Source organism: Corynebacterium atrinae (assembly GCF_030408455.1).
Classification (GTDB): domain Bacteria; phylum Actinomycetota; class Actinomycetes; order Mycobacteriales; family Mycobacteriaceae; genus Corynebacterium; species Corynebacterium atrinae.
Genome location: NZ_CP046977.1, coordinates 2,014,136 through 2,036,192 on the forward strand (window position 1 = coordinate 2,014,136; position 22,057 = coordinate 2,036,192).

Consider the following 22,057-nt stretch of genomic DNA (forward strand, 5'->3'; position numbering starts at 1 on the left):
GCCCCACGGCCCCATTATCGGGGACGTGGGGCAAGAGTGGAGAAAGACTAGTCTTCCTTGTCCAGAGCGAAGGGGTAGACGACGACGTTGTAGCCGGTCTCGGGGTCCGTGGTCGGGGTGAGGATGAGCTCCGGCTTCACGGCGGTGGCGACGTCATTCTCCACCCAATCGCCGCCTTCGAAGTAGAGCTGGGTGGTGATCTCGCGGTAGCCCGGGGACTTCACACGCAGGTGAAGGTGGGCGGGGCGCCAAGGGTGGCCACCGTAGGATTCGATGAACCAGCCGGTCGGGCCGTCGGTCGGGATCTGGTACGGAGCAGGCTGGATGGTCTTGATTTCGAACTCGCCGTTCTCATTGCTGACGAAGGTAGCGCGGAGGTTCCACTCGGGGATCCCGGGGGCGAACTGGGAGTAGTAGCCCTCCTCGTCGGCGTGCCAGAGCTCGATGGTGGCGCCGCCGAGACCGTTGCCGGAAATATCGGTGACCTGGCCTTTAAAGATGAGCGGCTGCGCGGCCTTGTCCTGCTCGCGCATGGGGATCTCGGCCTTCCACGGCAGCTCCGGGGAGTTGGGGACGTAGTAGGGGCCCTCAATGGAGCCCTTCGTGCCGGTGTAATCGTTGCGGTTGTAGTTGATTTCTTCGATCTCGTGCTCGACGAAGACGTCCAGCCACAGGGGCCACTCGCCGTACTCGCCAACCTGGATCATCCAGTTCTTGAGCACGCGGTATTCGTCGTAGGTGACTTCGTGCTTGTGGGCGACCTCAGCGATGGCGGCGAGGAGGTCGGTGTAAATGGCGTTGGCGCGGTCCTTGGAGGTGTCCGACTTGACGGCCTCCCCCTTGAACTTGTCGGTGGCGGCGTTGCCGGAGCCCTTGGCGGTGGGGTCGCCCTCGGTTCCGGAAAGGTTTTCAAAAGACATGCGGGGTGTCTCCTAACGGGATGTGGGTTTCTTCATGGCTGGCGGAAGTTGACGAAGCCAGCGAGAGTGGTGCAATCGCTGGAATGTCACCACTGTGTCCCACTTCACGGGGCGATGGCAAGGGGAAGTTTCCGGCAGGCATCGACCCCGCGAGCCCCGCCGATCCGCTTTAATTTCATCCCCGCAGGTCAGGGCCGCAGAGAGAACGAACCTATCAAAAGTCGCCCACCCCACCCTGGCGAAAGCCTAGGTAACCCCCTCATGAAGAACCGCCCTTTCGGGGGTAGATCAGCGCGCCAAACTTACCCCCACATTCCTCGAAAGCCCCTGCACAAGCACCTCAAACGCCCTGTCCAGGGCCTCGCCGACCAATAGCCACATGGCCAGGGTACGAGCGCCGGCAACCCCGACCACTCCCCAAAATTCCCCTAGGTCCCACAAAGTGCTCCCGAAAACACCGTTTGCGCAGCACCTCCCCTATCACGTCGGCAAGGCAGACGAACTCGCATGCCACCCCCTGAACCACTCCTAGGGCATCCCCTGGGGCGCCCGCCTGAATAACCGGCAACTATGAGCAGCAACTCATCCTCGCACACCGTCCCCAAGCACAGGAGCTGACCACCATGACCGCCATGACCACCACCAGCATCGCCCGCGAGATCCTCACTCGCGCTCTAGAGAACCGACCAGAGGAAGGCATCGTCCGAGTCAACCGCGAAGTCTTCACCGACCAAGAGCTCTTCGACCTGGAGATGAAGTACATCTTCGAGGGCAACTGGCTCTTCCTGGCCCACGATTCGCAGATCCCCGAGGTCGGCGACTACTTCACCACCAACATCGGCCGCCAGCCGGTCGTGATCACGCGCGGCAAGGATGGCGAGCTCAATTGCCTCATCAACGCCTGTTCACACCGCGGCGCGATGTTGTGCCGCAAGAAGGTGGACAATCGCACGACCATCACGTGCCCTTTCCACGGGTGGACCTTCTCCAATGACGGCACCCTGCTCAAGGTCAAGGATGAGAAGGACGGTGGATACCCCGAGAATTTCAACACGGAAGGGTCTCACAATCTGCGCCGGGTCCCGAAGTTCGAGTCCTACCGGGGCTTCCTGTTCGCTTCCCTCAACGCCGATGTGGTTCCGCTGGAGGAGCACCTGGGCGATGCCCGCGTCATCCTCGATATGCTCGTTGACCAGTCCCCGGAGGGCCTGGAGGTGCTCAAGGGATCCTCGACCTACACCTACGACGGCAACTGGAAGCTGCAGGCCGAGAACGGCGCGGACGGCTACCACGTCTCCTCGACACACTGGAACTACGCCGCTACCACCTCCAGGCGCAGCACCGGCGAGTCGAAGAATGAGACCAAGGCGATGGACGCCGGCAAATGGGGCGAGCAGGGCGGCGGGTACTTCTCCTTCCCCAATGGCCACCTGTTGTTGTGGACGGACTGGGCCAACCCGGAGGATCGCCCCCTCTACGATCGCCTGGACACCTTGAAGGAGCTGCATGGCGAGGCCCGCGGCAACTTCATGGTCGGTGCCTCGCGCAACCTGTGCCTGTACCCCAACGTCTACATCATGGATCAGTTCTCCACGCAGATCCGCCGCCTCGAGCCGAAGGGCGTCGACCAGACCGAGGTCACCATTTGGTGTATCGCTCCGAAGGGTGAGTCGGATAAGGCGCGCGAGGCCCGCATCCGCCAGTACGAGGACTTCTTCAACGCCACCGGCATGGCAACCCCGGATGATCTCGAGGAATTCCGCTCCTGTCAGAAGACCTACCTGGCCACGTCCTTCCCCTGGAACGACATGACTCGTGGCCTCCACCAGCAGGTGCCCGGCCTCAATGACAAGGCTCGCGAGCTCGGGCTCACCTCCGTGTTGTCCTCCGGCGCTCGCACGGAGGACGAGGGCCTCTACCCCATTCAGCACGGCTATTGGGAGGAGGTCATGCTCCGGGCCGTCGACGCTGAAGACACCGCGAAGAACAAGTTCGTCCAGGACGATGAGCATTCTTCCGCCGCCACCGTCGCATTTGCCCAGCGTCGCGCTGCCGCCAAGGCAGCAGCATCCTCCGCTGCCCCCGCTTCTCGACGCCGCCGTCGCTCCCGCGCCTAACCTCCCGACACCGAAAAGGAACCGAAGAACATGTCTACCGACATCACCCGCACCGAGATCGAGGACTTCCTCTACCTCGAGAATCGCCTACTCGATGACCGCAAGTTCGAAGAGTGGCTCGAGTGCTACCACGAGGACGTCGATTATTGGATGCCCGCCTGGGACGTCGACGACACCCTCACGCAGGACCCGAAGAAGGAGATCTCCCTCATCTACTACCCCAACCGGGGCGGTCTGGAAGACCGGGTGTTCCGCATCCGGACGGAGCGGTCGTCTGCGACATCGATCCCGGAACCGCGGACCGGCCACTATCTCACCAACCTGGAGATACTCGATCGTCGAGAAGCAGAGGTGGAGGTTCGCTACAACTGGATTTCCTACTACTACCGCTACCAGACGACGGACCACTACTTCGGGACGACGTGGCTGACCATCGACACCAGCGGCCCCGAGCTGAAGATCCGCAAGAAGAAGATCGTGCTCAAGAACGACTTCATTCACCACGTCGTCGACATTTACCAACTCTAAGGAGCCCGCCATGAGCCACCAGATCGCCCTGGCCTTCGAGGACGGCATCACCCGTTTCATCGAGTGCAACGACGACCAAACCCTCGCCGACGCTGCGTACCAGGCCCGCATCAACATCCCCTTCGATTGCCGCGACGGCGCCTGCGGAACGTGCAAATCCTTCTGCGAATCCGGCGACTACGACGAGGGCGAGTACATCGACGACGCCCTGACCGAGGAGGAAGCCGCCGAGGGCTACATCCTCACCTGCCAGACCAAGCCGCACACGGACATGGTCGTGCAGATCGCGACGACATCGGTGCTGGCCAAGACCGGGGCATCGACGCTGGTGGGCACCATCACGGAGCTGGAGCGGTTGTCGGAGTCCACGGTGAAGTTCGCCGTGCAGATCGAGGATCGCGAGTCCTTGCAGTACCTGCCTGGCCAGTACATGAACATCGCGCCGCCGAACGCGGATTGGCACCGCTCCTACTCGTTTTCTTCGGGGCCGTCGGAGGACATCGTCACCTTCTTGGTCAAGCTAACCCGGGGCGGCATGATGAGTGAATACCTCACCGATACCTCGCGGGTCGGCGACACACTCAACCTCACCGGCCCGATGGGCTCCTTCTTCCTGCGCGAGCCGGTCAACCCGATTCTCCTGCTCGCCGGCGGCACCGGACTGGCCCCGGTCATGTCCATCCTGGAAAAACTCACCGAGGACGAGCTTCTCGACGTCCCCGTGCGGCTCATCTACGGCGCCACCTTCGACCACGACCTCGTCGAATTGGACAAGCTCGACGCCTTCCGCGATCGCCTCCCCGACTTTGACTACTTCACCGTCGTCTCCGACCCGGAGTCGAACAACGAGCGCAAGGGCTACGTCACGCAGCACATGACCGACGAGGAGCACCTCCACGACGGCGAAGCCGATGTCTACCTGTGCGGCCCTCCGCCCATGGTCGAGGCCGTGCGCACCTTCCTCAATGACCAACCCAACCCGCCGGGCAGCTTCTACTACGAGAAGTTCAGCTCCGCCGCCGGAACTCCCAGTGCCCCCACCTCGGAGGTCACCCGCAGCGAGAAGGATGGCTTCGAATCGGTATCCGTCTCAGCGCCGGGGATTGAGACCGGCGAGATCCACCGCGCCAAGGCGGATTCCGAGTCCCAATTCAACGCCCGACTGGCCCTCGAACTCGGCGTCATCGAGCTCGTGATCAACCTGCTCGACGAGGAAGACTTCGCGGAGTTCCGCCAGCTGGCCGAGCGCGCCAATTCCTTCATCGACGGCGATCGGATCACCGACTCCGCCGCCTACATCGCGGCCAACAACGACTATCACCGCTTCCTCTTCGGCCGCGCCGGCAACGACGCGATGCTCCAGTCCTACACCAACCTCAACACCGTCGCGGCGATGGACGAGGCCTTGGCCGACGCCGATTTCATCGAACCCGGCATCGCGCAGGAACACCTCGACATCATCGACGCCATCGAGGCCAAGGACATGCTCCGGGTCCGTGAGCTGCTGGTCAGCCACAACCATCACGCCATTTCCACCATGCACAAAGCGATCGAGACATCATGAGTGCCCCCGAGTTCATCACCCCGAATCGCTTTCAGGGGCAGAACGTCCTCATCACCGGCGCTGCGCAGGGCATCGGCCAGGCCGTCGCCCACCGCATCGCCCACGAGAATGGTTCGCTCTTCCTCGTCGATCGTTCCGAGCTCGTCCACGACGTCGCCGCCGAGCTGGCGGAGGTGACCGACGGCATCGTCGGGTCCGCGGTAGCGGACCTGGAGACCTGGGAGGGAGCTGCGGCGATGGTCGACGCGGGCGTCGAGAAGCTCGGTTCCATCGACACTGCCATCAACAACGTCGGCGGCACGATCTGGGCCAAGCCCTTCGAGCACTACACCCCCGAGGAAATTGAGAGGGAGATCCGCCGCTCCCTGTTCACCACTTTGTGGTCAGTGCGGGCCGAACTACCAGCGCTTATCGACGCCCCCGTCCCCGGCACCATCGTCAACATCTCCAGCGTGGCCACCCGAGGCGTCAACCGCGTCCCCTACGCGGCCGCCAAAGGCGGCGTCAACGCCCTGGTCAGCGCGTTGGCCCTCGAAGCCGCTGACAAGGGCATCCGGGTCGTCGGCACCGCCCCCGGCGGCACCTTGGCCCCAGCACGAAAAGTCCAGCGCGGACCCCTCCCGGAGGACGAGCAAAGCAAACAGTGGTACCAGGAAATCGTCGACCAGACGATCGAATCCTCCCTGTTCAAACGCTACGGCACCCTCGCCGAACAAGCCGCCCCCATCGTCTTCCTCGCCTCACGGGAAGCAAGTTACATCACCGGCACGATTCTGCCAGTAGCCGGTGGCGACCAGGGATGATCACCACAGGAGGGTGTTAGCGTGGGTACCGTGTTCACCACCCACAACTTAGGGAGCCAAGCGACAACCGCGCCCATGCTTCGCTCGATGATCGACGAGGTCACCGAACTGGAATCCGGCGGCGGCCTCATCTTCATGCTCACCGGGCCCGCCGGTTCCGGTAAATCCTCGCTGGTCCGCGAAATCGGCCGCTCCCTGCCAGGCTGGGCCGGAATCCGCGTCTCTGCCCTGTCCTGGCAGGCAGGCGATTCCGGCGCGCTGGTTCGGCACATCATTGCCCGAGGTGGCGGCTCCGACAGCTTGCTTGACCTGGTCGATCAGGAAGGAGCCGCCACCGCCATCGTCATCGACGACGCCCACTGGGCCGACGCCGCCTCCCTCCAGGAACTCATCTCCACCACCCGCCGCCTCCAGCGCGGGCGCCTCGCCCTCATCATGACCGCCTCCGACGCCGCAGACGGCAGCGCCGACCTGCCCATGGCCCAACTCCGCGAGCTCGCCGACCAATCCGTCATGATCCCCCCACTCGACGTCGGGGACGTCGCTGCCCTCGCCCTCTCCGTCGTCGGCGCCCACCTCTCCCCCCTCACCGCCTCCGAACTCCGCGACATCACCGGCGGACGCCCCGGCCGCATCCGCGAAGTTCTCCAAGCCGCCCCCGCCGACCACTGGCGCCTGTCCAACCCCCAAATCCCCATCCCCGCCCCCTGGCGTGCCGCACTCGACCGCCGCACCCGCAACCTGTCGATCGATGCGGTGCTTCGCGCCGTCGCCATCCTCCCCGGCACCGGCCGCGGACAACCCGACTTCATCCGCTTCCTCGCCGACGACCTCAACGGATCGCTTCTCGACGCCGCCGTCAACAACAATCTCCTCGAAATCGTCCCCAACACCGGCACGTCCATCGTCCAATTCGTCCACCCCACCGACCGCGCCGTCATCCGTGCCACCACCGGCCCCGCCGAGGTGACCCGCCTCCACCGCCGTGCCGCCCGCTACCACCACGCAGCCAACAACCTCGACGCCGCCCTCATTCACGAAGCACTAGGCACCGAAGGCAGCAACGAAGGCGTAGGCCAGCAACTATCCGAACGCGCCGAACAACTCGCCGCCGCCGGCGAATGGCTCAGCGCCGCCGAACTATTCTCCCTCGCCTCCAGAGTCGCCTCTGCCCCCGACGTCTCCCACGACCAACACCTCAACTCCATCGAATCACTCATCGCCGCCGCCGACATCCCCCGCGCCCGCCTCCACGCCGGTGCCCTCTCCCGCGTCTCCCGCGACGTCAAAGTCGATTCCATGCGCGCCTACCTTGCCCTCCACGAAGGACGTCGCTCCGAATCCACCAGCCTCATTGACCGCGCTTGGGACACCCTCGAAGAAACGCGCTCCACAGACGCCGCCATGCGCACCCGCGTCGCCTCCCGCAAAGTCCTCATCCACCTCGCCAACTGGGAACCCCAAAAAGTCGTCGACTGGGCAGCCATCACCGACGACTGGGCCCCCGAAGGCTCCCCCATGCGCATCGAAGCGCAATACATCGCCATGATCGGCACGAGCGCCCTCACCCGCACCATCCCACCCGACGTTCCCCTCCCCGGAGAAACCCCCACCCAAGCCCAACGCCGCAACATGGCCGCCGGCTGGATCTCCCTCGTCCACGACGACCCCGTCTCCGCCCGCCAATACCTCCAATTCAACTCCGGAGGCGAAGGCTCCGAACGCATCTCCCTATGGATGGACGGCTGGCTCGCCCGCACCCTCTTCCTCCTCGGCGAATACCGCGAAGCAGAACGCGTCGTCGAACGCGGCCTCGCCCGCGCCGAACGCTTCGGTATCAAATTCCTCGAACCACTCCTCCTCTGGACCGGCGCCTCCATCGCCGCCTTCCGAGGCGACCGCGAACTCGCCCGCTCCTACGTCAACCGCCTCACCTTCAGCCACGACACCTTCGTCATCCAACGCATCCCCTCAGCCATGTGCCGCATGCTCATCGCCTCCATCGAAGGCGACAACGCCGGAGTCAACCGCGCCGGCGAAACCCTCGTCAACATCGGCCGCGAAACCGATACCAGCCACCCCGGCTTCTGGCCCTGGGAAGACGTTTGGGGCCAACAACTCGTCCTCGCCGGCCGCATCGACGAAGCGGACGCCATCGTCACCGCCGCCGAAGAAAAGGCCGCCTCCTCCGGCATCACCTCCCTCACCGCCAAACTCGCCGTCCCCCGCGCCGGCATCCTCATGGCCCGCGGCGACATCGACGGCGGCATCCGGCGCTTCGAAGAAGCCGTCGAACTCATCGACTCACTCGCCATGCCCTCCTACCAATCCCGCATCCTCTACGAATACGGCCGAGTCCTCCGCCGACTCGGTCGCCGACGCCAAGCCGACGAAATCTTCGCCCGCGCCGGAGAAGTCTTCGCCGCAATGGGCGCCACCGAATTCGTCGAGCGCTGCAACCGCGAACGCCGCGCCGGTGGCCTAGGTACCCGCACGACCGGCGCCGGTGGCCTCACCCCCCAAGAAGAAGAAATCGCCAAAATGGTCGCCGACGGCGCCACCAACCGCGAAGTCGCCCGCGAGCTCTTCCTCTCCGCCAAAACCGTCGAGTACCACCTCACCCGCGTATACCGAAAGCTCGGCGTGCGCACCCGTACCGAGCTGCCGCGCGTCCTCGACGAGCTCTAGGTCGCGCTTGGTCTTTTGGGGTTCGTGGTGACCTAAGGACTCTCGACGGCCAGTTCCGGCGCTACCGTCACCACGAACCCCAAAAATGCAGGGCAACCAGCCTCGAAGTCGCCCGACTCACGGTTCGTGGTGACACAAGAATCCACGCGGGGTCGAACCAGCGCCAGCGTCACCACGAACCCCAAAAGGCACAGGTAAGCAGCCACCGGAACAATCCGACTGAGGGTTCGTGGTGACCTAAGAACCCCGACGGCCAGTTCCGGCCCTACCGTCACCACGAACCCCAAAAAGTTCCAGGTAGGCGGCCGAGGAATAGACCCCATCGAGTGCCCGCGGTGACCTCGGGAAGAACGTGGGCGTCGATAAGCAAAAAAGAGGGGCCCCGAAGGGCCCCTAACCACGCAACTACCTAGCCGTTGAGCTTGCGGTAATCGAAGACGGTGTCGATGATGCCGTATTCCTTGGCCTCCGGGGCGGTGAGGATCTTGTCGCGATCGGTGTCGATGCGGATCTGCTCCGGGGTGCGGTCGGTGTGGCGGGCAAGGGTCGTCTCCATGAGGCGGCGCATGCGCTCGATCTCAGCAGCCTGAATCTCGAGGTCAGAGACCTGACCCTGGGTTCCTTGGGTGGCGGGCTGGTGGATGAGCACGCGGGCGTTCGGCAGGGCGGCGCGCTTGCCGGGGGCACCGGCCGCGAGCAGCACGGCCGCGGCGGAAGCGGCCTGGCCGAGGCAGACGGTCTGGACGTCGGGGCGGACGTACTGCATGGTGTCGTAAATCGCCATCAGGGCAGTGAAGGATCCGCCGGGCGAGTTGATGTACATGGTGATGTCGCGGTCGGGGTCGAGGCCCTCGAGGACGAGCAGCTGCGCCATGATGTCGTTCGCGGAAGTGTCGTCGACCTGGGTGCCCAGGAAGATGATGCGCTCCTCGAAGAGCTTGGCGTAGGGGTTGGTCTCTTTAGTGCCGTAGGCGGACTGCTCGATGAAGGAAGGCAGGACGTAGCGCGACTGGGGCATCTGGAATCCGTTGTTCATGTTGTGTCTCCTTAAATTCCCTAGTTGCTGATCGAGCCCTGTGCGTGGCTGACCACGTGGTCTACGAGCCCGTATTCCTTGGCCTGCTCGGCAGTGAACCAGCGGTCACGGTCGGAGTCCTTGGTGATCTGCTCGAAGGTTTGGCCGGTGTGCTCGGCGATGAGCTCGGCCATTTCGCGCTTGGTGGCGGCGAACTGTTCTGCCTGGATGGCGATGTCGGCGGCGGTTCCTCCGACGCCGGCGGAGGGCTGGTGCATCATGATGCGAGCGTGCGGGAGGGCGAAGCGCTTGCCCTTGGTGCCACCGGAGAGCAGGAACTGCCCCATGGAGGCGGCAAGGCCCATGCCGTAGGTGGCGATGTCGCACGGGGAGTACTTCATCGTGTCGTAGATGGCCATGCCGGCGGTGACGGAACCGCCGGGCGAGTTGATGTAAAGGGAGATGTCGCGGGTCGGATCCTCGGCGCTGAGAAGGAGGATCTGGGCGCAGAGCTTGTTGGCGATTTCGTCGTCCACCTGCTGCCCGAGGAAGATAATCCGCTCGCGCAGTAGTCGCTCGTACACCGAGTCACCCAGGTTCATACCTGCCCCGGGGGAGGTCATCGTGATCTGGTCAGTCATGTTAGTCAAACTCCTGTAGTTCTCGTTTGTGTCTCTAGATTACAAGCGCGGTCGGGCAAACCGCCTCTCTGTTCGCTATCAGCGTTCGATGGCTGTTGCTTGACGACGAACGCCCCGCTCACCGCTTGCAGCGGTGGCGAGGCGTGGGCCGGGGGTTGAGGATTTAGTCTTCTGACTCGGCCTCAACGTCGTCGGTGGCGTTGTCTTCTTCACCGAAGTACTGGGTGACGTCGACGTCGTTGCCCTGGTCATCCTTGACGGAGACCCGGCAGATGGCGGCGGCGAGTGCCTTGCCACGGCGCACGTCGGCGAAGAGGTTAGCGATCTGGCCGGACTGCTGCAGCTGGCCGACGAACTGGGAGGGGTCCATGCCGTAGGACTGGGCGGTGAACAGGATGTGGTCGGTGAGCTCCTGCTGGGAGACCTCCGGCTCTTCCTGCTCAGCGAGGGTGTCCAGGAACAGCTGGGTGCGGACGGCGTTCTCGGCGTCGTCGTGGACCTGCTTGTCGAACTCCTCGCGGGTGGTGCCCTGGGACTTCAGGACCTCGTTGAGGGCATCCTCATCGTGGGCCATCTGGCCGAGGAGGGAGTGCAGCTGGTTGTGCACCTGCTCGTCGACGATGGACTCCGGCAGGGCGAAATCGGTCTTGGCGAGGGCGGCCTTGAGGACCTCGTCGCGGATGGCGGCGGCCTGCTCGCCCTTCTTGGAATCCTCGACCTGGGACTTGATGGACTCGCGCAGCTCGTCGGCGGTGTCGAACTCGGAAGCCATCTGAGCGAACTCGTCGTCGAACTCGGGGAGCTTGCGCTCCTTGGTCTGCTGGACGTGGACAGCCACGGTGGCTTCCTTGTCCTTGTGCTCACCGGCGACGATGGTGGTGGTGAACTCGGCATCCTCGTCGGACTTCAGCCCGCGCAGGGCGGTATCGAGGCCGTCGATGAGGTCACCCTGGCCGATCTCGTAGGACAGGCCCTCGGTGGTGGCTTCGTCGACGATCTCGCCGTCGACGGTGGCCTTGAGGTCGATGATGGCGAAGTCGCCGGTCTTGAGCTTGCGGTTGGTGTCGCTCAGCTCACCGAAGCGGCCACGGAGGCGGTCGATCTCTTCTTCAACGGCTTCGTCGTTGACCTCGATGGCCGGAACCTCGACGGCAAGCTCAGAGAAGTCAGGGACCTCGATCTCGGGGCGGACGTCCACCTCAGCGACGAACTCGACGAAGTCATTGTCTTCGATCTTGGTGATGTCGACGCTCGGCTGACCCAGCACGACGAGGTCATTTTCCTCGCAGGCGGCCTGGTAGCGGGACGGAAGCATGTCGTTGACGACCTGCTCGAGGATCGGACCGCGACCATAGCGGGCGTCGATAAGCTGGCGCGGAGCCTTGCCCTTACGGAAGCCCGGGAGGGTGACCTGCTGTGCGATGGCAGCGTAGGCCTGGTCGATCTCCGGGGTCAGCTCCTCGAAAGGAACATTGACGGTGAGCTTGACGCGGGTGTCGCTCAACTTCTCGACGGAACTCTTCACGAAGAACTCTCCTGGTTTCACATTGAAGGTAAAAGATATATGAGGCCACCACAGTGACCCCCTACGTCGGGGCGACAGGATTTGAACCTGCGACCCCCTGCTCCCAAAGCAGGTGCGCTACCAAGCTGCGCCACGCCCCGTAGGTGATACCGAAGTTTAACTACTCCGCTCCAAGCGAGCATACATTGGGGTAGCCAAACGAGATCCGCCCCGCTAGCCGGACGGGAACGACACAACCCCCGACCGGCGATCATGCCAGGTCAGGGGTTGATTTACGTGGAGGGAATGACGGGAATCGAACCCGCGTCTTCAGCTTGGAAGGCTGAGGTATTAGCCACTATACGACATTCCCCTGCGTGCGCTGGACTAGTTTAACCCATCCGCACCCGTTCGCGAAAACTGGAACTTTGTGCGCAGGTTGTGCGTTGTATGGGAGACAACTACTTACAGACCGGAGTGATTTTCCTTGGAACCTCTACTTATCCTCGCGATCATTGGTGGCGGCTTGTACTACCTGTCCACCCGTTCCACCAAGCAGAAGACGGCCGAGATTGAGACCGTCAAGCTGGAGGATGCCCAGGCAGACGCCCGACGCTGGATCGAGCGCCTCGGCTCCCAGGTGCTCACCATCGCTGGCAACGATACTGCGTCCACACAGGCGATTGCTGATGCTTCTGAGCGCTACAACGCCGCCGCCTCGGCGATTTCCACCGCGACGACGGTGCGCCAGGCGGAGCTGGCCCGCGAGTCAGCTCTCGAGGGCTTGCATTACATGAATGCCGCCCGCGAGATTATGGGCATGACCCCCGGGCCGGAATTGCCGCCTCTGGAGGGCCAGCGCAATGCCGGCAAGGTGACGGAGCGACGCACGATCGAGCAGGACGGCCAGGTTCTCACGGCCTCGCCAGTTGCTACCGATGAGACCCCGAACTACTACCCCGGCGGCAACGTTGCTGGTCGTCCGGTGCCGGCTGGTTGGTACTCGCGCCCGTGGTGGGCGGATGCCATGGCTACCGGCATGTGGACTGCGGCGTCGATGATGATGTTCTCGGCGATGTTCTCGGGCATGGCTGGTGTGAACTACGGGGCCAACGAGTTCGCCAGCGGCGCCGGTGACGGCACCGAAGCAGCCGATATGGGTGACATGGGCGACGCCGGAGACATGGGAGATATGGGAGACATGGGAGGTGGCGATTTCGGCGGCGGTGACGCCGGCGGAGGCTTCTTCGATGGCGGCTTCGACTTCGATTTCTAGCACTTAAGCCACAAAAGACCGGCCCTGGGAACCCAGCCCACGGGCCGGTTTTGCATGTCACGGGCTAGAAATAGCCACATGAAAGCTCTTTCATGTCGGTTTCATGGTCTCTTCACACCAGCGGGCAACCATGGTGTTCATGACAAACACACCTTCCGCGCCATTCACCGCTTTTCGACGCCGCGTCATCGGCTGGTTCATCGCGTTGGTGGCGATCACGCTCATCGCGCTTATCCTCACCACTCGTACGGTCTTGCAGTCCGGGGTTGCTGAGTCCGCGAATGAGGATGTGGCACAGGAGATCGAGGAGTTCTTCACTTTCACCAACGAGGGCCTCGATCCGGAGACCGCCGCGCCTTTCGATTCTCCTGATCGGCTGCTTCAGGTGTTTCTCTCGCGGCAGATTCCTCATCCGGACGAGGCGCTCGTTGGCGTGGTCGATGGACAGCTGATGCAGACGGACCTCGGTCCGCGACCGCTGTTGGCTGGGGAGCCGCTAGTGGAGGCCGCTACTTCTTCCCCGCAGACTTCGGGTGTCTTCCAGGATGAGCAGCGCGGCGCAGTTCATTGGGGCAGGGTCGCGATCGCTGGCACGGAAAGCTCGCTCGTGGTCGCTCGCTTCACCGATACGGATACTGCGGCGGTCAACGCGACCCTCCGCGCGATGTTGTTCACCGGTCTCGGCGCCTTGGTCCTCGCCTCCGCGTTAGCGTGGGTGGTTGCCCGGCGGATCCACGACGAGGCAGTTTTCGCCCTTCACCAGCGTATCGACGCCGCCGATGCCGCCCACCGCGGCATCCTCACCCGTGCATCCCGCCAGTCGGAGCCAAGCTCGGCGGTGCTGGCGGCGCTGGCGGGCATTCCGCCGGGTGTGCGCGGTGACCACGGCGCCACGGCGCCGGTGGCTGCGGAGGTGGTGGTCGGGGACGTCGTCACGCGAATTCCCGAAGCCTGCTTGGTGGGACCACTGCCGAAAGCCACTCTCGCGGTGGATCGGGAGCTGGTCGCGCTGGCGTTGAGCGAGTGTGCCCGCTTCTTCGATGCTCCGCCCGAGGTCAGCGCGAGTATCCACGATGCGCAGCTGCGGATTAGCCTGAGTGGCCCGGCGCGCCTGGAGCCGGGGGCCCTGGAGGGCTTGTTTGAATGGCAACCTGCAGATCACGACGGCGGGGAGCTGGCCGGGGTGCTGCTGCGCGCGGTAACGGACCACCACGGCGGCCGCGCTTGGGCTGAGTCTCCATCCGGGGCGGGGATCTCCCTCGGGGTGGACTTGCCGCTGGTGAAGGTGGCGTCATGAGCCTTCGTATCGCTACTACCCCTCCCCCGCCGTTAGCCACGGCCAAAACGTCCTGGAGGCGTCCGGCGTTCACGGCCACCAACGTGGCCAAGATCGTCGCCGCGTTGCTCATCATGGGGCTCGTCGTTGTTCCGTTGCCGGATCAGGTCAGCGGCGACGCCCGCGCGACCCTCGTCGTGTTCTCCTCGGCGGTGTGGTTCTGGGTGTTTTCGAAAGTCTCGGATACGTTCGTGGCCCTTGGTGCGGCCAGCATCGTCGTCTTGTTGGGCATCATCGACGTGGAGGATATGTTCGCCCCGCTGGGCGATGACACCGTCTGGTTGCTCATCGGCGCGTTCATTATTGCCTCGGCGGTGACCTCAACGGGGCTGGCGGTCCGCGCGGCGGTGTGGCTCAGCGTGGGGATCTCTTCTCCGCGGACGTTGTTGCATCTGCTCACACTCGCGACGGTGTGCACCGCGTTTGCGGTTCCGGCGACCAGCGGTCGGGCCGCACTTATCTTGCCGGTGTTCTTGGCTCTGGGCCCGGTGCTGCCCGCGTGGTACCGCCGAGTGCTGGCCATCGCGCTGCCCGGAGTCGTGTTGTTCTCGGCGGTGGCCTCGCTCATTGGAGCCGGTGCTCACCTCATCACCGATCAAATTCTCACTGGTTCGGGGATGTCCGGGTTCAGTTTCAGTCGCTGGCTTGTGTTGGGTTTGCCGTTCGCGCTGGTCACTTCGCACCTGGCGGCGGAGATTACTTATCTGGCGCTGAGTACGTCTGCGCAGCGCCAAAGCACTCTCCGCATTACCCGCGAGGGTCTCTCCGACACGGTGGAGCTGCGCCCGAGGCTCAACTCCGCCGAGACCCGTGCCCTGTCGATCCTGGGTGTGTCCATTGCATTGTGGTTTAGCGAGGACATTCACGGCATACCACCGGCGATGGTCGCCGTGCTGGGAGCGTTGCTCATTACGTCGCCCTACCTCGGCACGGAGGATCTTGGTGCGACGGTGAAAAAGGTGCCCTGGGCTCTGTTGCTGTTCATGACCGCAACCATTGCCATTAGCCACGCGCTGTCTGCATCCGGAGCTGCCAAGGTACTGGCTACGGGCTTAACGGGCAATACGCCCGGTTGGCTATTCGTCCTGCTGGTCATCGCGGTATCGACAGCGGCGCACCTGGTTATTCAGTCCCGTTCGGCTCGCTCCGCGGTGCTGGTACCGATCGTCATCGCTATCGCCCCGTCGCTTGGGATGAGCGCGGTCGCCATTGCCTTCATTTCCACGGCCGCCGCCGGGTTCTGCCACACTTTGCCCGCCTCAGCTAAGCCGCTCGCGATCTTCCGCGGCGAGGAGGGCCACCCGAATTACGACACCGCCGACCTTATGCGCATCTCCGCGCTCCTCGCACCGATGCACCTGGCGGTTACCGCCTTGTTCGCTTTCCTCATTTGGCCGATCCTCGGCCTTCCCCTCTTCCTTTAGGAGCTCACATCATGACTATGTACCTGCCCGAACGCGTCCTCGTCTCGCCTTCTGGTTTCAAGGAGTCCCTGTCGGCTGTCGAAGTCGCTGATTCCATCGCCGCCGGCGTCCGCCGCGTCCTGCCCGGCGTCCGCGTCGACCTCTACCCCGTCCCTGATGGCGGTGAGGGCACCATCGAGATCCTCGCTGCCCGCCCCGGCACCGTCCTGCACACCGCGAAGGTGATGGGGCCGGTGGGTAAGAAAGTCACCGCGACGTGGCTGGAGTTTCCGGAGGAATCGGTCGCCGTCATTGAGATGGCGTCCGCCGCCGGCCTGAGCCTCGTGCCGCGGGATCTGCGCGATCCTACCTCCACGACAACCTATGGTGTCGGCCAGCTCATCACCACTATCCTCGATCACGGGGTCGACCGGATCGTCGTCGGTTGCGGCGACTCCGGCACCTCCGACGGCGGGGCGGGAGCGCTCAGCGCCCTCGGCGCGCGCATCCTCGACGACGATGGCGTGGACATCAAGCGCGGTGGCGCGGGATTGGCCCAGGCGGTGAGCATCGATACCAGTGGTCTGCACCCCCGGCTTGCCGACGTCGAAATCACCCTCGCCTGCAACATCCACAACGTGCTCACGGGGTCGACGGGCGTCGCCGAGGTTTTCGGGCCCCAAAAAGGGGCAAGTAAGAAGCAGGTCAAGCAGCTAGGAAAGGCCCTGCACCGCTGGGCGGATCTGTTGACGTCGACTTTCGAACCTGAGGCCGACCTGCACCTCGGGGCCGGATCAGGCGCATCGGGTGGGCTCGGCGCCGGGCTCATGGCCTTGGGCGCCACCGCCCGGGATCGCTTCGAAGTGCTCCTCGGCGACCTCCCCTCCCCGGCGAACCTCGACGAGCTCGTCGCTTCCGCAGACCTCGTCATCACGGCCGAAGGTGCCATCGACTTCCAGACGCCGCGCGGCAAAGTCCCCGCCGAAGTCGCCCGCCGTGCACAAACCACCGGCGTCCCGGTTCTTGCGCTGGCTGGCTCGCTGGGCAAGGGTGCGCCGCAGGTTCACGACGTCGGCATCGGTGCGATCCAGTCGATCATGACCGTGCCGATGGCACTCGAGGATGCCGTCCGGGACGGACGGCAATTGCTTATCGACGCCGCCGAGCGCGCCCTCCGCCTGCTGATGCTGGGGTGCGCGGTGTCGGGACGTCGAGAAGAATCGGTGCGACAGCGCTACGCTGCCTAGTCCTCCGGGAGTTCCGGGGCGATGCCAGTGCGCTCGTAGTCCACGAGGATGTCGATGCGACGCTGGTGGCGCTCCGCGTTCGACCATTCCTGATCCAGGAAGGCGTCGACGATCGCGAGGACCTCTTCCTCGGAGTGCATGCGGCCACCAATGCCGATGAGCTGGGCGTTATTGTGCTCGCGGGCCAGGCGGGCAGTCTCCGGCGACCAGGCCAGGGCGCAACGAGCCCCCTTGACCTTGTTGGCGGCGATCTGCTCGCCATTGCCCGAACCGCCGAGGACAATGCCCAGGGAACCCGGGTCGTTAACGGTGCGGGAGGCGGCCTCAATGCAGAAGGCCGGGTAGTCATCGTCCGGGTCGTAGGTGTGGGCGCCACAATCGATGACGTCGTGGCCCTGTTTAGTCAGGTGGGCGGCAATGATGTTCTTCATATCAAAACCGGCGTGGTCAGCTCCAAGGTAAACGCGCATGCGGTTGATCTTACCTGGCGACCGCATGCAGTCGTTCGCTAACCGCAACCGTGACTTTCTCCCCCACCGCATGGCGTGCGGGACCGAACTCGCGGGCGGTGATTTCCTCCCCAGATGCCGAGCTGCGCAGGAGGTAGCGGGTGGAATGCCCGGAGTATTCGATGGCCGCCACCACCGCTTCAACACCAAGCTCACCGTCCTCGACGACCCGCACTTGTTCGGGGCGCACCACGACCAGGACCTCGCCGGTGGGCAACGACGAAGGCGTGGGAAAGGTGCCGAACACAGAGGTGACGGTGTGCCCGTCGTTCACACCCCGCAGGAGCGAACACGTACCGACGAACTCAGCTACCCACGCCGTGGCGGGCCGCGAGTAGACCTCCTCCGGGGTTCCGCATTGGATGATGCGTCCGGCGTTGATGATGGCGACCCGGTCGGCGGTGGATAGGGCCTCGTCCTGATCGTGGGTGACCAGTAGGCCCGTGGCCCCGCGTGCTGCCAAGATCCCGCGAATCTCACTGCGCAGACGCACGCGAAGAGCAGCGTCGAGGGCCGAGAAAGGCTCGTCGAGGAGCACCAAGTCTGGGTTTGGGGCGAGCGCCCGGGCGAGAGACACCCGCTGGGCCTGTCCCCCGGAGAGTTCGTCGGGGCGACGGTGGGCGAGCTCGGGGATGCCGACGACGTCGAGAAGCTCAGTGACCCGCTCCGGGACGGAGCGGCGGCGCCGCCCCAGGCCGAAGCCGACGTTGGCGGCGACGTCGAGATGCGGAAACAAGGAGGGGTCCTGAGGGACGAGGCCGATGTTGCGGTGCTCGGGCGCCACGCCGGTCGGGCCATCGACGACGCGCCGCCCCGCCAGATCGACCGTGCCGGCGGTGGCGGGCATGAGACCGGCAAGGACGCGCAGCAATGTCGACTTGCCGCAACCGCTCGGGCCGAGCACGGCGAGGAGTTCGCCCTCGGGTACGTCAAGGTTGACCTCGTGCAGCACCGTGGCGTCGGATCCGGGGTAGCGGGCTGATAGGCCGGAGACGGTCAAAGCGGACGTCATCGGGTTCCTCCAGGATTACGGGCGAGCACCAGAGCCGGAATGCTGGCTGCGGCGATGAGCATGAGGGCATAAGGCGCAGCGGCGCCATAGGCAGAAATGTCTGAGAGCTGCCACAGGCGAGTAGCCAGGGTATCCACTCCGGTGGGGCGCATCATCAGCGTGGCCGGTAGTTCTTTCATGACGGTCAGTGCCACGAGCATGGCCCCCGACGCGATTCCCGGCCACGCCAGCTTTCCGGTGACGTCGGTCCACGTCCGCAGGGGCGAGCGACCCAAGGTGCGCGCGGCATCTTCCAAGGACGGCGGAACCTGGGCCACCGATGTACGCACCGACCCCATCGCCTTGGGCACGTACAGGATGCCGTAGGCCATGACGAGCAAGCCCACGGTTTGGTAGAGCGAGGGCACGACGGCCAAAGCAAGGTAGACCATCGAGAGGCCGAGGACGATGCCGGGTAGGCCGTGACCGAGAAAGGTGGCCGATTCCAATCCGGCGACGAGCTTGGTGCGGCGGCGAGCAGCCAGAATGCCCACGGGCAGAGCGAGGATGGTGGCTACCAACGCGCCCGCAAAACCGAGGAACACCGTGGTACGGGCCGCCGCCAGCAAGCGGGCAACGTCGACTTCGCGGCCAGCTACGCTCAGCGACAACTGGTAGAGCAGCACCGCGATGGGCACCCCAACCGCGGCGATAAGGATGGTGCCCATCCCGACGCAGGTGGCCAGCTGCCCGCGCCAACTCAAGTGGACGCGTGGGGTGGCGTTGACGCGGACTTTTAGCGCAGCGACGGGCCGGCGCAGGGCGCGCTCGGCGGCCACGACCAGCAGCGCCATGAAGACGAGAAGCAAGGAGAGCACCATCGCCAGCTCCCGATTGAAGGAACCGGAGAAGGCCGCCTGCACCGCGGGCGTCAGCGAGGGATAGCGCATGACGGCGACCACGCCGAACTCGGAGATGGTGTACAACGCTACGAGCAGTGCTCCGGCCCCCGCTGCGGGGGCGATCTGCGGCAGTGTCATGGACAAAAACGCCCGGACGGGACCCAATCCCAGGGTGCGGGCCACATCCTCCACCGCGGTATCGGCCCGACGCAGGGCAGCCGCGACGGGCAGAGTGACATAGGGCGAAGAGACCAACACGAGCACGAGGACCGAACCCCAGTAGCCACGCAGCGGCATGACACTGACCCAGGACATACCCGCCACGTAGGAGGGGATGGCCAGCGGCAGGGAGGCCGCGACCCACCACCACCGGCGCCCGATGAGATTGGTGCGCACCAGGGCGAAAGCGCTGGGCACACCGACCAGCAAGGTTCCCACGGTCGCCCCCGCCGTTAACAACAGCGTATTGACGGTGAGGGTGACGGTGCGGGGACGCAGGAGGGCGTCGATAATGCGATCATTCGGGGCGGCGATGGCCTCGCTGAGCAGGAAGATCAGCGGGGTCGCCACCACTCCCACGCTCAGCAGCGCCAGCGTCACCAGCACCGGGTAGGAGGAGACGGAGAAACGCCGAAGAGGCCGACGTGCGGGTGCACGTCGGCCGCTCAGGCTAGAACGGTTGATCAATTGACAGTCAGACCGGCCTCATCGATCAGTGCGGCAGATTCTTCCACCGTGCCCAACTTGGACAGATCCACGTCGGGAACCTTGAGCGAGCTCAGCGGCGGAACGCCTGCGGGGCCTTCGACGCCCTCAACGAGCGGGTATTCGAAAGTCTTCTCTGCGAAGTACTTCTGCCCCTCAGCGGAGAGCAGGAACTCCACGAACTCCTTCGCATCCTCGCGGCCCTCGCCGTTCTTGAGAATGCCGACGCCCGTGGCATTAACGAGGGCGGCCAAGTCACCGTCGGCGCCGAACTTGATCTGGGCGCGCAGGTTATCCGCGCCCTTCTCGGCGGCCTCGGCGTACCAGTAATAGTGGTTGATCAGGCCGAGCTCGACTTCGCCTGCCTCGACTGCCTTAAGTAGATCGCCGTTCTTGGCATAAGTCTTGGGCTCGTTATCAGCCAGCTTCTGCAGCCACTCGCGGGTGGCGTCCTCGCCGTCGGTGACACGCATGGCGGTGACGAACGCAAGGAAGGACGCATTCGTCGGGGCGACGCCCAGCTTGCCCTTCCACTTTGGGTCCACCATCTCAGCGACGGTGTCGGGGGCGTCCGCTTCCTCGACCGCTTCCTTGTCATATGCCACGACGCGTGCGCGCCCGGTCACGCCGACCCATTCCTTGTCCTCGGAGGCAAAGCCCGCCGGGACCTTCTTCAAGGATTCCTCGGGAACCTTGGTCAGCATTCCCTTGTCCTGGAGCAGACCAAGTGCGCCGGCCTCCTGGGAGAAGAACACGTGCGCCGGAGAAGCGTCACCCTCGGTGAGCAGCAACTGGGCCTGCTCGGAGGTGCTGCCATAACGCACGTCGACGTCGATGCCGGATTCCTTCTCGAAATCGGCGATCAGCGGCGCAACGAGATCCTCGCTGCGGCCCGAGTAGATGACCAGCGGGCCATCGGCGGCGGCGGCCGAGGTCTCCCCGGCACCAGTCGTGGCAGAGGTGCTGGAAGAATCGCCGGAGCCGCAAGCGACGAGGCCTGCAGCCAAGCCGCACACAGCGACGGCCGTAGCGGCGAGACGGGTGCTAAAGCGCATGTAAAACCCCTTGTAGGATGAGGAAACTGAGGAAGAGATCAGCCCACTGTAAGAAACCAGAGGTTAGCTTAACCTAAGCAAATTTCCACTGCCACAACGGGCAGCGCCGATTACCCCCGCGCCGCCCCCAAAACCAACCTTAACCCGCTTAGACCTGCGGACCTTCGGTCCGCGACCGCTTGATTTCGAAGAAGTAGGGGTACTGGGCGAGACGGACGGCGGCGTCGAAAAGCTCGCCGGCTTCCTCGCCGGTGGGGACGCGGGTGATCACGGGACCGAAGAAGGCGGTGTCGCCGAGCTTGATCACGGGGGTGCCCACGTCGTCGCCGACCTGGTCCATCGCGCTTTGGTGGAACTCGCGCAGCTGCTCATCGACTTGATCTGAGTTGGCGACGGTGGCGTAGGTAGCGTTGAGTCCAGCCTCCTTCAAGGCAGCTTCGATGATCTCGTCGTAGGCGCCGTAGCCCTTCTTTCCACCCTGCTTTTGGGTGTGGATCATGGTGCCCATGATGGTGTACAGCTCGTCGAGCTTGGCGGGTTCTTCCATGGCGACTTTGGCAAAGACGCGGGCGGGGCCCCAGGCGGCTTCCATTGCGGCGGCGTAGGAGGGGTCGAGATCGCGGCCGTCGTTGAGCACGGCGAGGGACATGGGGATCCAGGTGACGGAGATGTCACGGACCTTTTCTACTTCCTTGATCCAGCGGGAGGTTTGCCAGCAGAAAGGACAGGTAGCGTCGAACCAAAAAGAAACTGTGTTAGTTGTCATACTCGCCAGGATAGGAGCGGATTAGGCTGGGCGCTAAGACACGCTTGCATGAGCGCTTGCATTTGATCTAGTTTTGTCCGTCGACGT

General features: G+C 64.3%; 18 protein-coding genes and 2 tRNA genes. 9 read left to right on the plus strand and 11 right to left on the minus strand.

Annotation, left to right across the window (positions count from 1 at the left end; translation table 11 throughout):
* Positions 1–47: 47 nt before the first annotated feature.
* Complete coding sequence (catA, locus tag CATRI_RS09840) at positions 48–920, minus strand: catechol 1,2-dioxygenase (RefSeq protein WP_290217105.1); 873 nt, start codon at positions 918–920, stop codon at positions 48–50.
* 623 nt (positions 921–1,543) lie between these two features.
* On the opposite strand from catA, the gene benA reads away from it, so the two are divergent.
* The 5 genes from benA to CATRI_RS09865 all read left to right on the plus strand — a co-directional run bounded on the left by benA (position 1,544) and on the right by CATRI_RS09865 (position 8,620).
* Entirely contained in the window at positions 1,544–3,037 is a 1,494-nt protein-coding gene (gene benA / locus CATRI_RS09845) for a benzoate 1,2-dioxygenase large subunit (RefSeq protein WP_290217107.1), read from the plus strand.
* A gap of 30 nt (positions 3,038–3,067) precedes the next feature.
* Entirely contained in the window at positions 3,068–3,565 is a 498-nt protein-coding gene (benB, locus tag CATRI_RS09850; RefSeq protein ID WP_290217109.1) for a benzoate 1,2-dioxygenase small subunit, read from the plus strand.
* 10 nt (positions 3,566–3,575) lie between these two features.
* Entirely contained in the window at positions 3,576–5,129 is a 1,554-nt protein-coding gene (gene benC, locus CATRI_RS09855; protein ID WP_290217111.1) for a benzoate 1,2-dioxygenase electron transfer component BenC, read from the plus strand.
* The gene (locus CATRI_RS09860; RefSeq protein ID WP_290217114.1) at positions 5,126–5,932 is read left to right on the plus strand and encodes a 1,6-dihydroxycyclohexa-2,4-diene-1-carboxylate dehydrogenase; all 807 of its coding nucleotides are present in this window, start codon (positions 5,126–5,128) and stop codon (positions 5,930–5,932) included. The genes benC and CATRI_RS09860 overlap by 4 nt, the downstream gene beginning before the upstream one ends.
* Positions 5,933–6,007: 75 nt before the next feature.
* Positions 6,008–8,620, plus strand: a complete 2,613-nt coding sequence (locus CATRI_RS09865; protein WP_290217116.1) for a helix-turn-helix transcriptional regulator — start codon at positions 6,008–6,010, stop codon at positions 8,618–8,620.
* A 409-nt stretch (positions 8,621–9,029) separates the two neighbouring features.
* On the opposite strand, the gene CATRI_RS09870 is transcribed toward CATRI_RS09865, so the two are convergent.
* From CATRI_RS09870 to CATRI_RS09890, 5 genes are all read right to left on the minus strand, one after another.
* Positions 9,030–9,656: an ATP-dependent Clp protease proteolytic subunit gene (locus tag CATRI_RS09870; RefSeq protein WP_047253636.1), complete on the minus strand. Its 627-nt coding sequence runs from the start codon at positions 9,654–9,656 to the stop codon at positions 9,030–9,032.
* Positions 9,657–9,676: 20 nt separating this feature from the next.
* The gene (locus CATRI_RS09875) at positions 9,677–10,276 is read right to left on the minus strand and encodes an ATP-dependent Clp protease proteolytic subunit (protein WP_290217119.1); all 600 of its coding nucleotides are present in this window, start codon (positions 10,274–10,276) and stop codon (positions 9,677–9,679) included.
* 163 nt (positions 10,277–10,439) lie between these two features.
* Entirely contained in the window at positions 10,440–11,801 is a 1,362-nt protein-coding gene (gene tig / locus CATRI_RS09880; RefSeq protein ID WP_290217121.1) for a trigger factor, read from the minus strand.
* Positions 11,802–11,867: 66 nt separating this feature from the next.
* A tRNA-Pro gene (locus CATRI_RS09885) sits at positions 11,868–11,941 on the minus strand.
* A gap of 137 nt (positions 11,942–12,078) precedes the next feature.
* Positions 12,079–12,153 (minus strand) — tRNA-Gly (locus CATRI_RS09890).
* Between the two features lie 114 nt (positions 12,154–12,267).
* Here CATRI_RS09890 and CATRI_RS09895 point away from each other — a divergent pair.
* The 4 genes from CATRI_RS09895 (at position 12,268) to CATRI_RS09910 (ending at position 17,042) form a co-directional block, all read left to right on the plus strand.
* Positions 12,268–13,056: a DUF1542 domain-containing protein gene (locus tag CATRI_RS09895; RefSeq protein WP_290217123.1), complete on the plus strand. Its 789-nt coding sequence runs from the start codon at positions 12,268–12,270 to the stop codon at positions 13,054–13,056.
* Between the two features lie 139 nt (positions 13,057–13,195).
* A complete protein-coding gene (locus CATRI_RS09900) occupies positions 13,196–14,353 on the plus strand; it encodes a hypothetical protein (RefSeq protein WP_290217124.1) in 1,158 nt (385 codons plus the stop codon).
* Positions 14,350–15,816, plus strand: a complete 1,467-nt coding sequence (locus tag CATRI_RS09905) for an SLC13 family permease (RefSeq protein WP_290217126.1) — start codon at positions 14,350–14,352, stop codon at positions 15,814–15,816. The genes CATRI_RS09900 and CATRI_RS09905 overlap by 4 nt, the downstream gene beginning before the upstream one ends.
* An 11-nt stretch (positions 15,817–15,827) precedes the next feature.
* On the plus strand, positions 15,828–17,042 hold the full coding sequence (locus CATRI_RS09910; protein ID WP_290217128.1) for a glycerate kinase family protein: 1,215 nt from the start codon (positions 15,828–15,830) through the stop codon (positions 17,040–17,042).
* Here CATRI_RS09910 and CATRI_RS09915 read toward each other — a convergent pair.
* The 5 genes from CATRI_RS09915 to CATRI_RS09935 all read right to left on the minus strand — a co-directional run bounded on the left by CATRI_RS09915 (position 17,039) and on the right by CATRI_RS09935 (position 21,970).
* Positions 17,039–17,512, minus strand: a complete 474-nt coding sequence (locus CATRI_RS09915; RefSeq protein ID WP_290217130.1) for a ribose-5-phosphate isomerase — start codon at positions 17,510–17,512, stop codon at positions 17,039–17,041. The two genes, CATRI_RS09910 and CATRI_RS09915, sit on opposite strands and share 4 nt — an antisense overlap.
* A 10-nt stretch (positions 17,513–17,522) precedes the next feature.
* Entirely contained in the window at positions 17,523–18,563 is a 1,041-nt protein-coding gene (locus CATRI_RS09920) for an ABC transporter ATP-binding protein (RefSeq protein WP_290217132.1), read from the minus strand.
* Positions 18,560–20,131: an ABC transporter permease gene (locus CATRI_RS09925; RefSeq protein WP_290217134.1), complete on the minus strand. Its 1,572-nt coding sequence runs from the start codon at positions 20,129–20,131 to the stop codon at positions 18,560–18,562. Before CATRI_RS09925 ends, CATRI_RS09920 begins: the two co-directional genes overlap by 4 nt.
* Entirely contained in the window at positions 20,128–21,204 is a 1,077-nt protein-coding gene (locus tag CATRI_RS09930; RefSeq protein WP_290217136.1) for an iron ABC transporter substrate-binding protein, read from the minus strand. Before CATRI_RS09930 ends, CATRI_RS09925 begins: the two co-directional genes overlap by 4 nt.
* A gap of 148 nt (positions 21,205–21,352) precedes the next feature.
* Positions 21,353–21,970 carry a mycothiol-dependent nitroreductase Rv2466c family protein gene (locus tag CATRI_RS09935; protein ID WP_290217139.1) on the minus strand — a complete coding sequence of 206 codons (618 nt, stop codon included), beginning with the start codon at positions 21,968–21,970 and terminating at the stop codon, positions 21,353–21,355.
* Positions 21,971–22,057 lie beyond the last annotated feature (87 nt).

Excerpts from the sequence above, each read along its gene's own strand:
- CATRI_RS09935 (WP_290217139.1), bottom strand. The coding sequence starts at position 21,970 with ATGACAACTAACACAGTTTCTTTTTGGTTCGACGCTACCTGTCCTTTC.
- CATRI_RS09930 (WP_290217136.1), bottom strand. The coding sequence starts at position 21,204 with ATGCGCTTTAGCACCCGTCTCGCCGCTACGGCCGTCGCTGTGTGCGGC.
- CATRI_RS09875 (WP_290217119.1), bottom strand. The coding sequence starts at position 10,276 with ATGACTGACCAGATCACGATGACCTCCCCCGGGGCAGGTATGAACCTG.
- CATRI_RS09910 (WP_290217128.1), top strand. The coding sequence starts at position 15,828 with ATGACTATGTACCTGCCCGAACGCGTCCTCGTCTCGCCTTCTGGTTTC.
- CATRI_RS09900 (WP_290217124.1), top strand. The coding sequence starts at position 13,196 with ATGACAAACACACCTTCCGCGCCATTCACCGCTTTTCGACGCCGCGTC.
- CATRI_RS09865 (WP_290217116.1), top strand. The coding sequence starts at position 6,008 with ATGCTTCGCTCGATGATCGACGAGGTCACCGAACTGGAATCCGGCGGC.
- CATRI_RS09920 (WP_290217132.1), bottom strand. The coding sequence starts at position 18,563 with ATGACGTCCGCTTTGACCGTCTCCGGCCTATCAGCCCGCTACCCCGGA.
- catA (WP_290217105.1), bottom strand. The coding sequence starts at position 920 with ATGTCTTTTGAAAACCTTTCCGGAACCGAGGGCGACCCCACCGCCAAG.
- CATRI_RS09870 (WP_047253636.1), bottom strand. The coding sequence starts at position 9,656 with ATGAACAACGGATTCCAGATGCCCCAGTCGCGCTACGTCCTGCCTTCC.
- benA (WP_290217107.1), top strand. The coding sequence starts at position 1,544 with ATGACCGCCATGACCACCACCAGCATCGCCCGCGAGATCCTCACTCGC.
- CATRI_RS09915 (WP_290217130.1), bottom strand. The coding sequence starts at position 17,512 with ATGCGCGTTTACCTTGGAGCTGACCACGCCGGTTTTGATATGAAGAAC.
- benB (WP_290217109.1), top strand. The coding sequence starts at position 3,068 with ATGTCTACCGACATCACCCGCACCGAGATCGAGGACTTCCTCTACCTC.
- CATRI_RS09860 (WP_290217114.1), top strand. The coding sequence starts at position 5,126 with ATGAGTGCCCCCGAGTTCATCACCCCGAATCGCTTTCAGGGGCAGAAC.
- benC (WP_290217111.1), top strand. The coding sequence starts at position 3,576 with ATGAGCCACCAGATCGCCCTGGCCTTCGAGGACGGCATCACCCGTTTC.
- CATRI_RS09905 (WP_290217126.1), top strand. The coding sequence starts at position 14,350 with ATGAGCCTTCGTATCGCTACTACCCCTCCCCCGCCGTTAGCCACGGCC.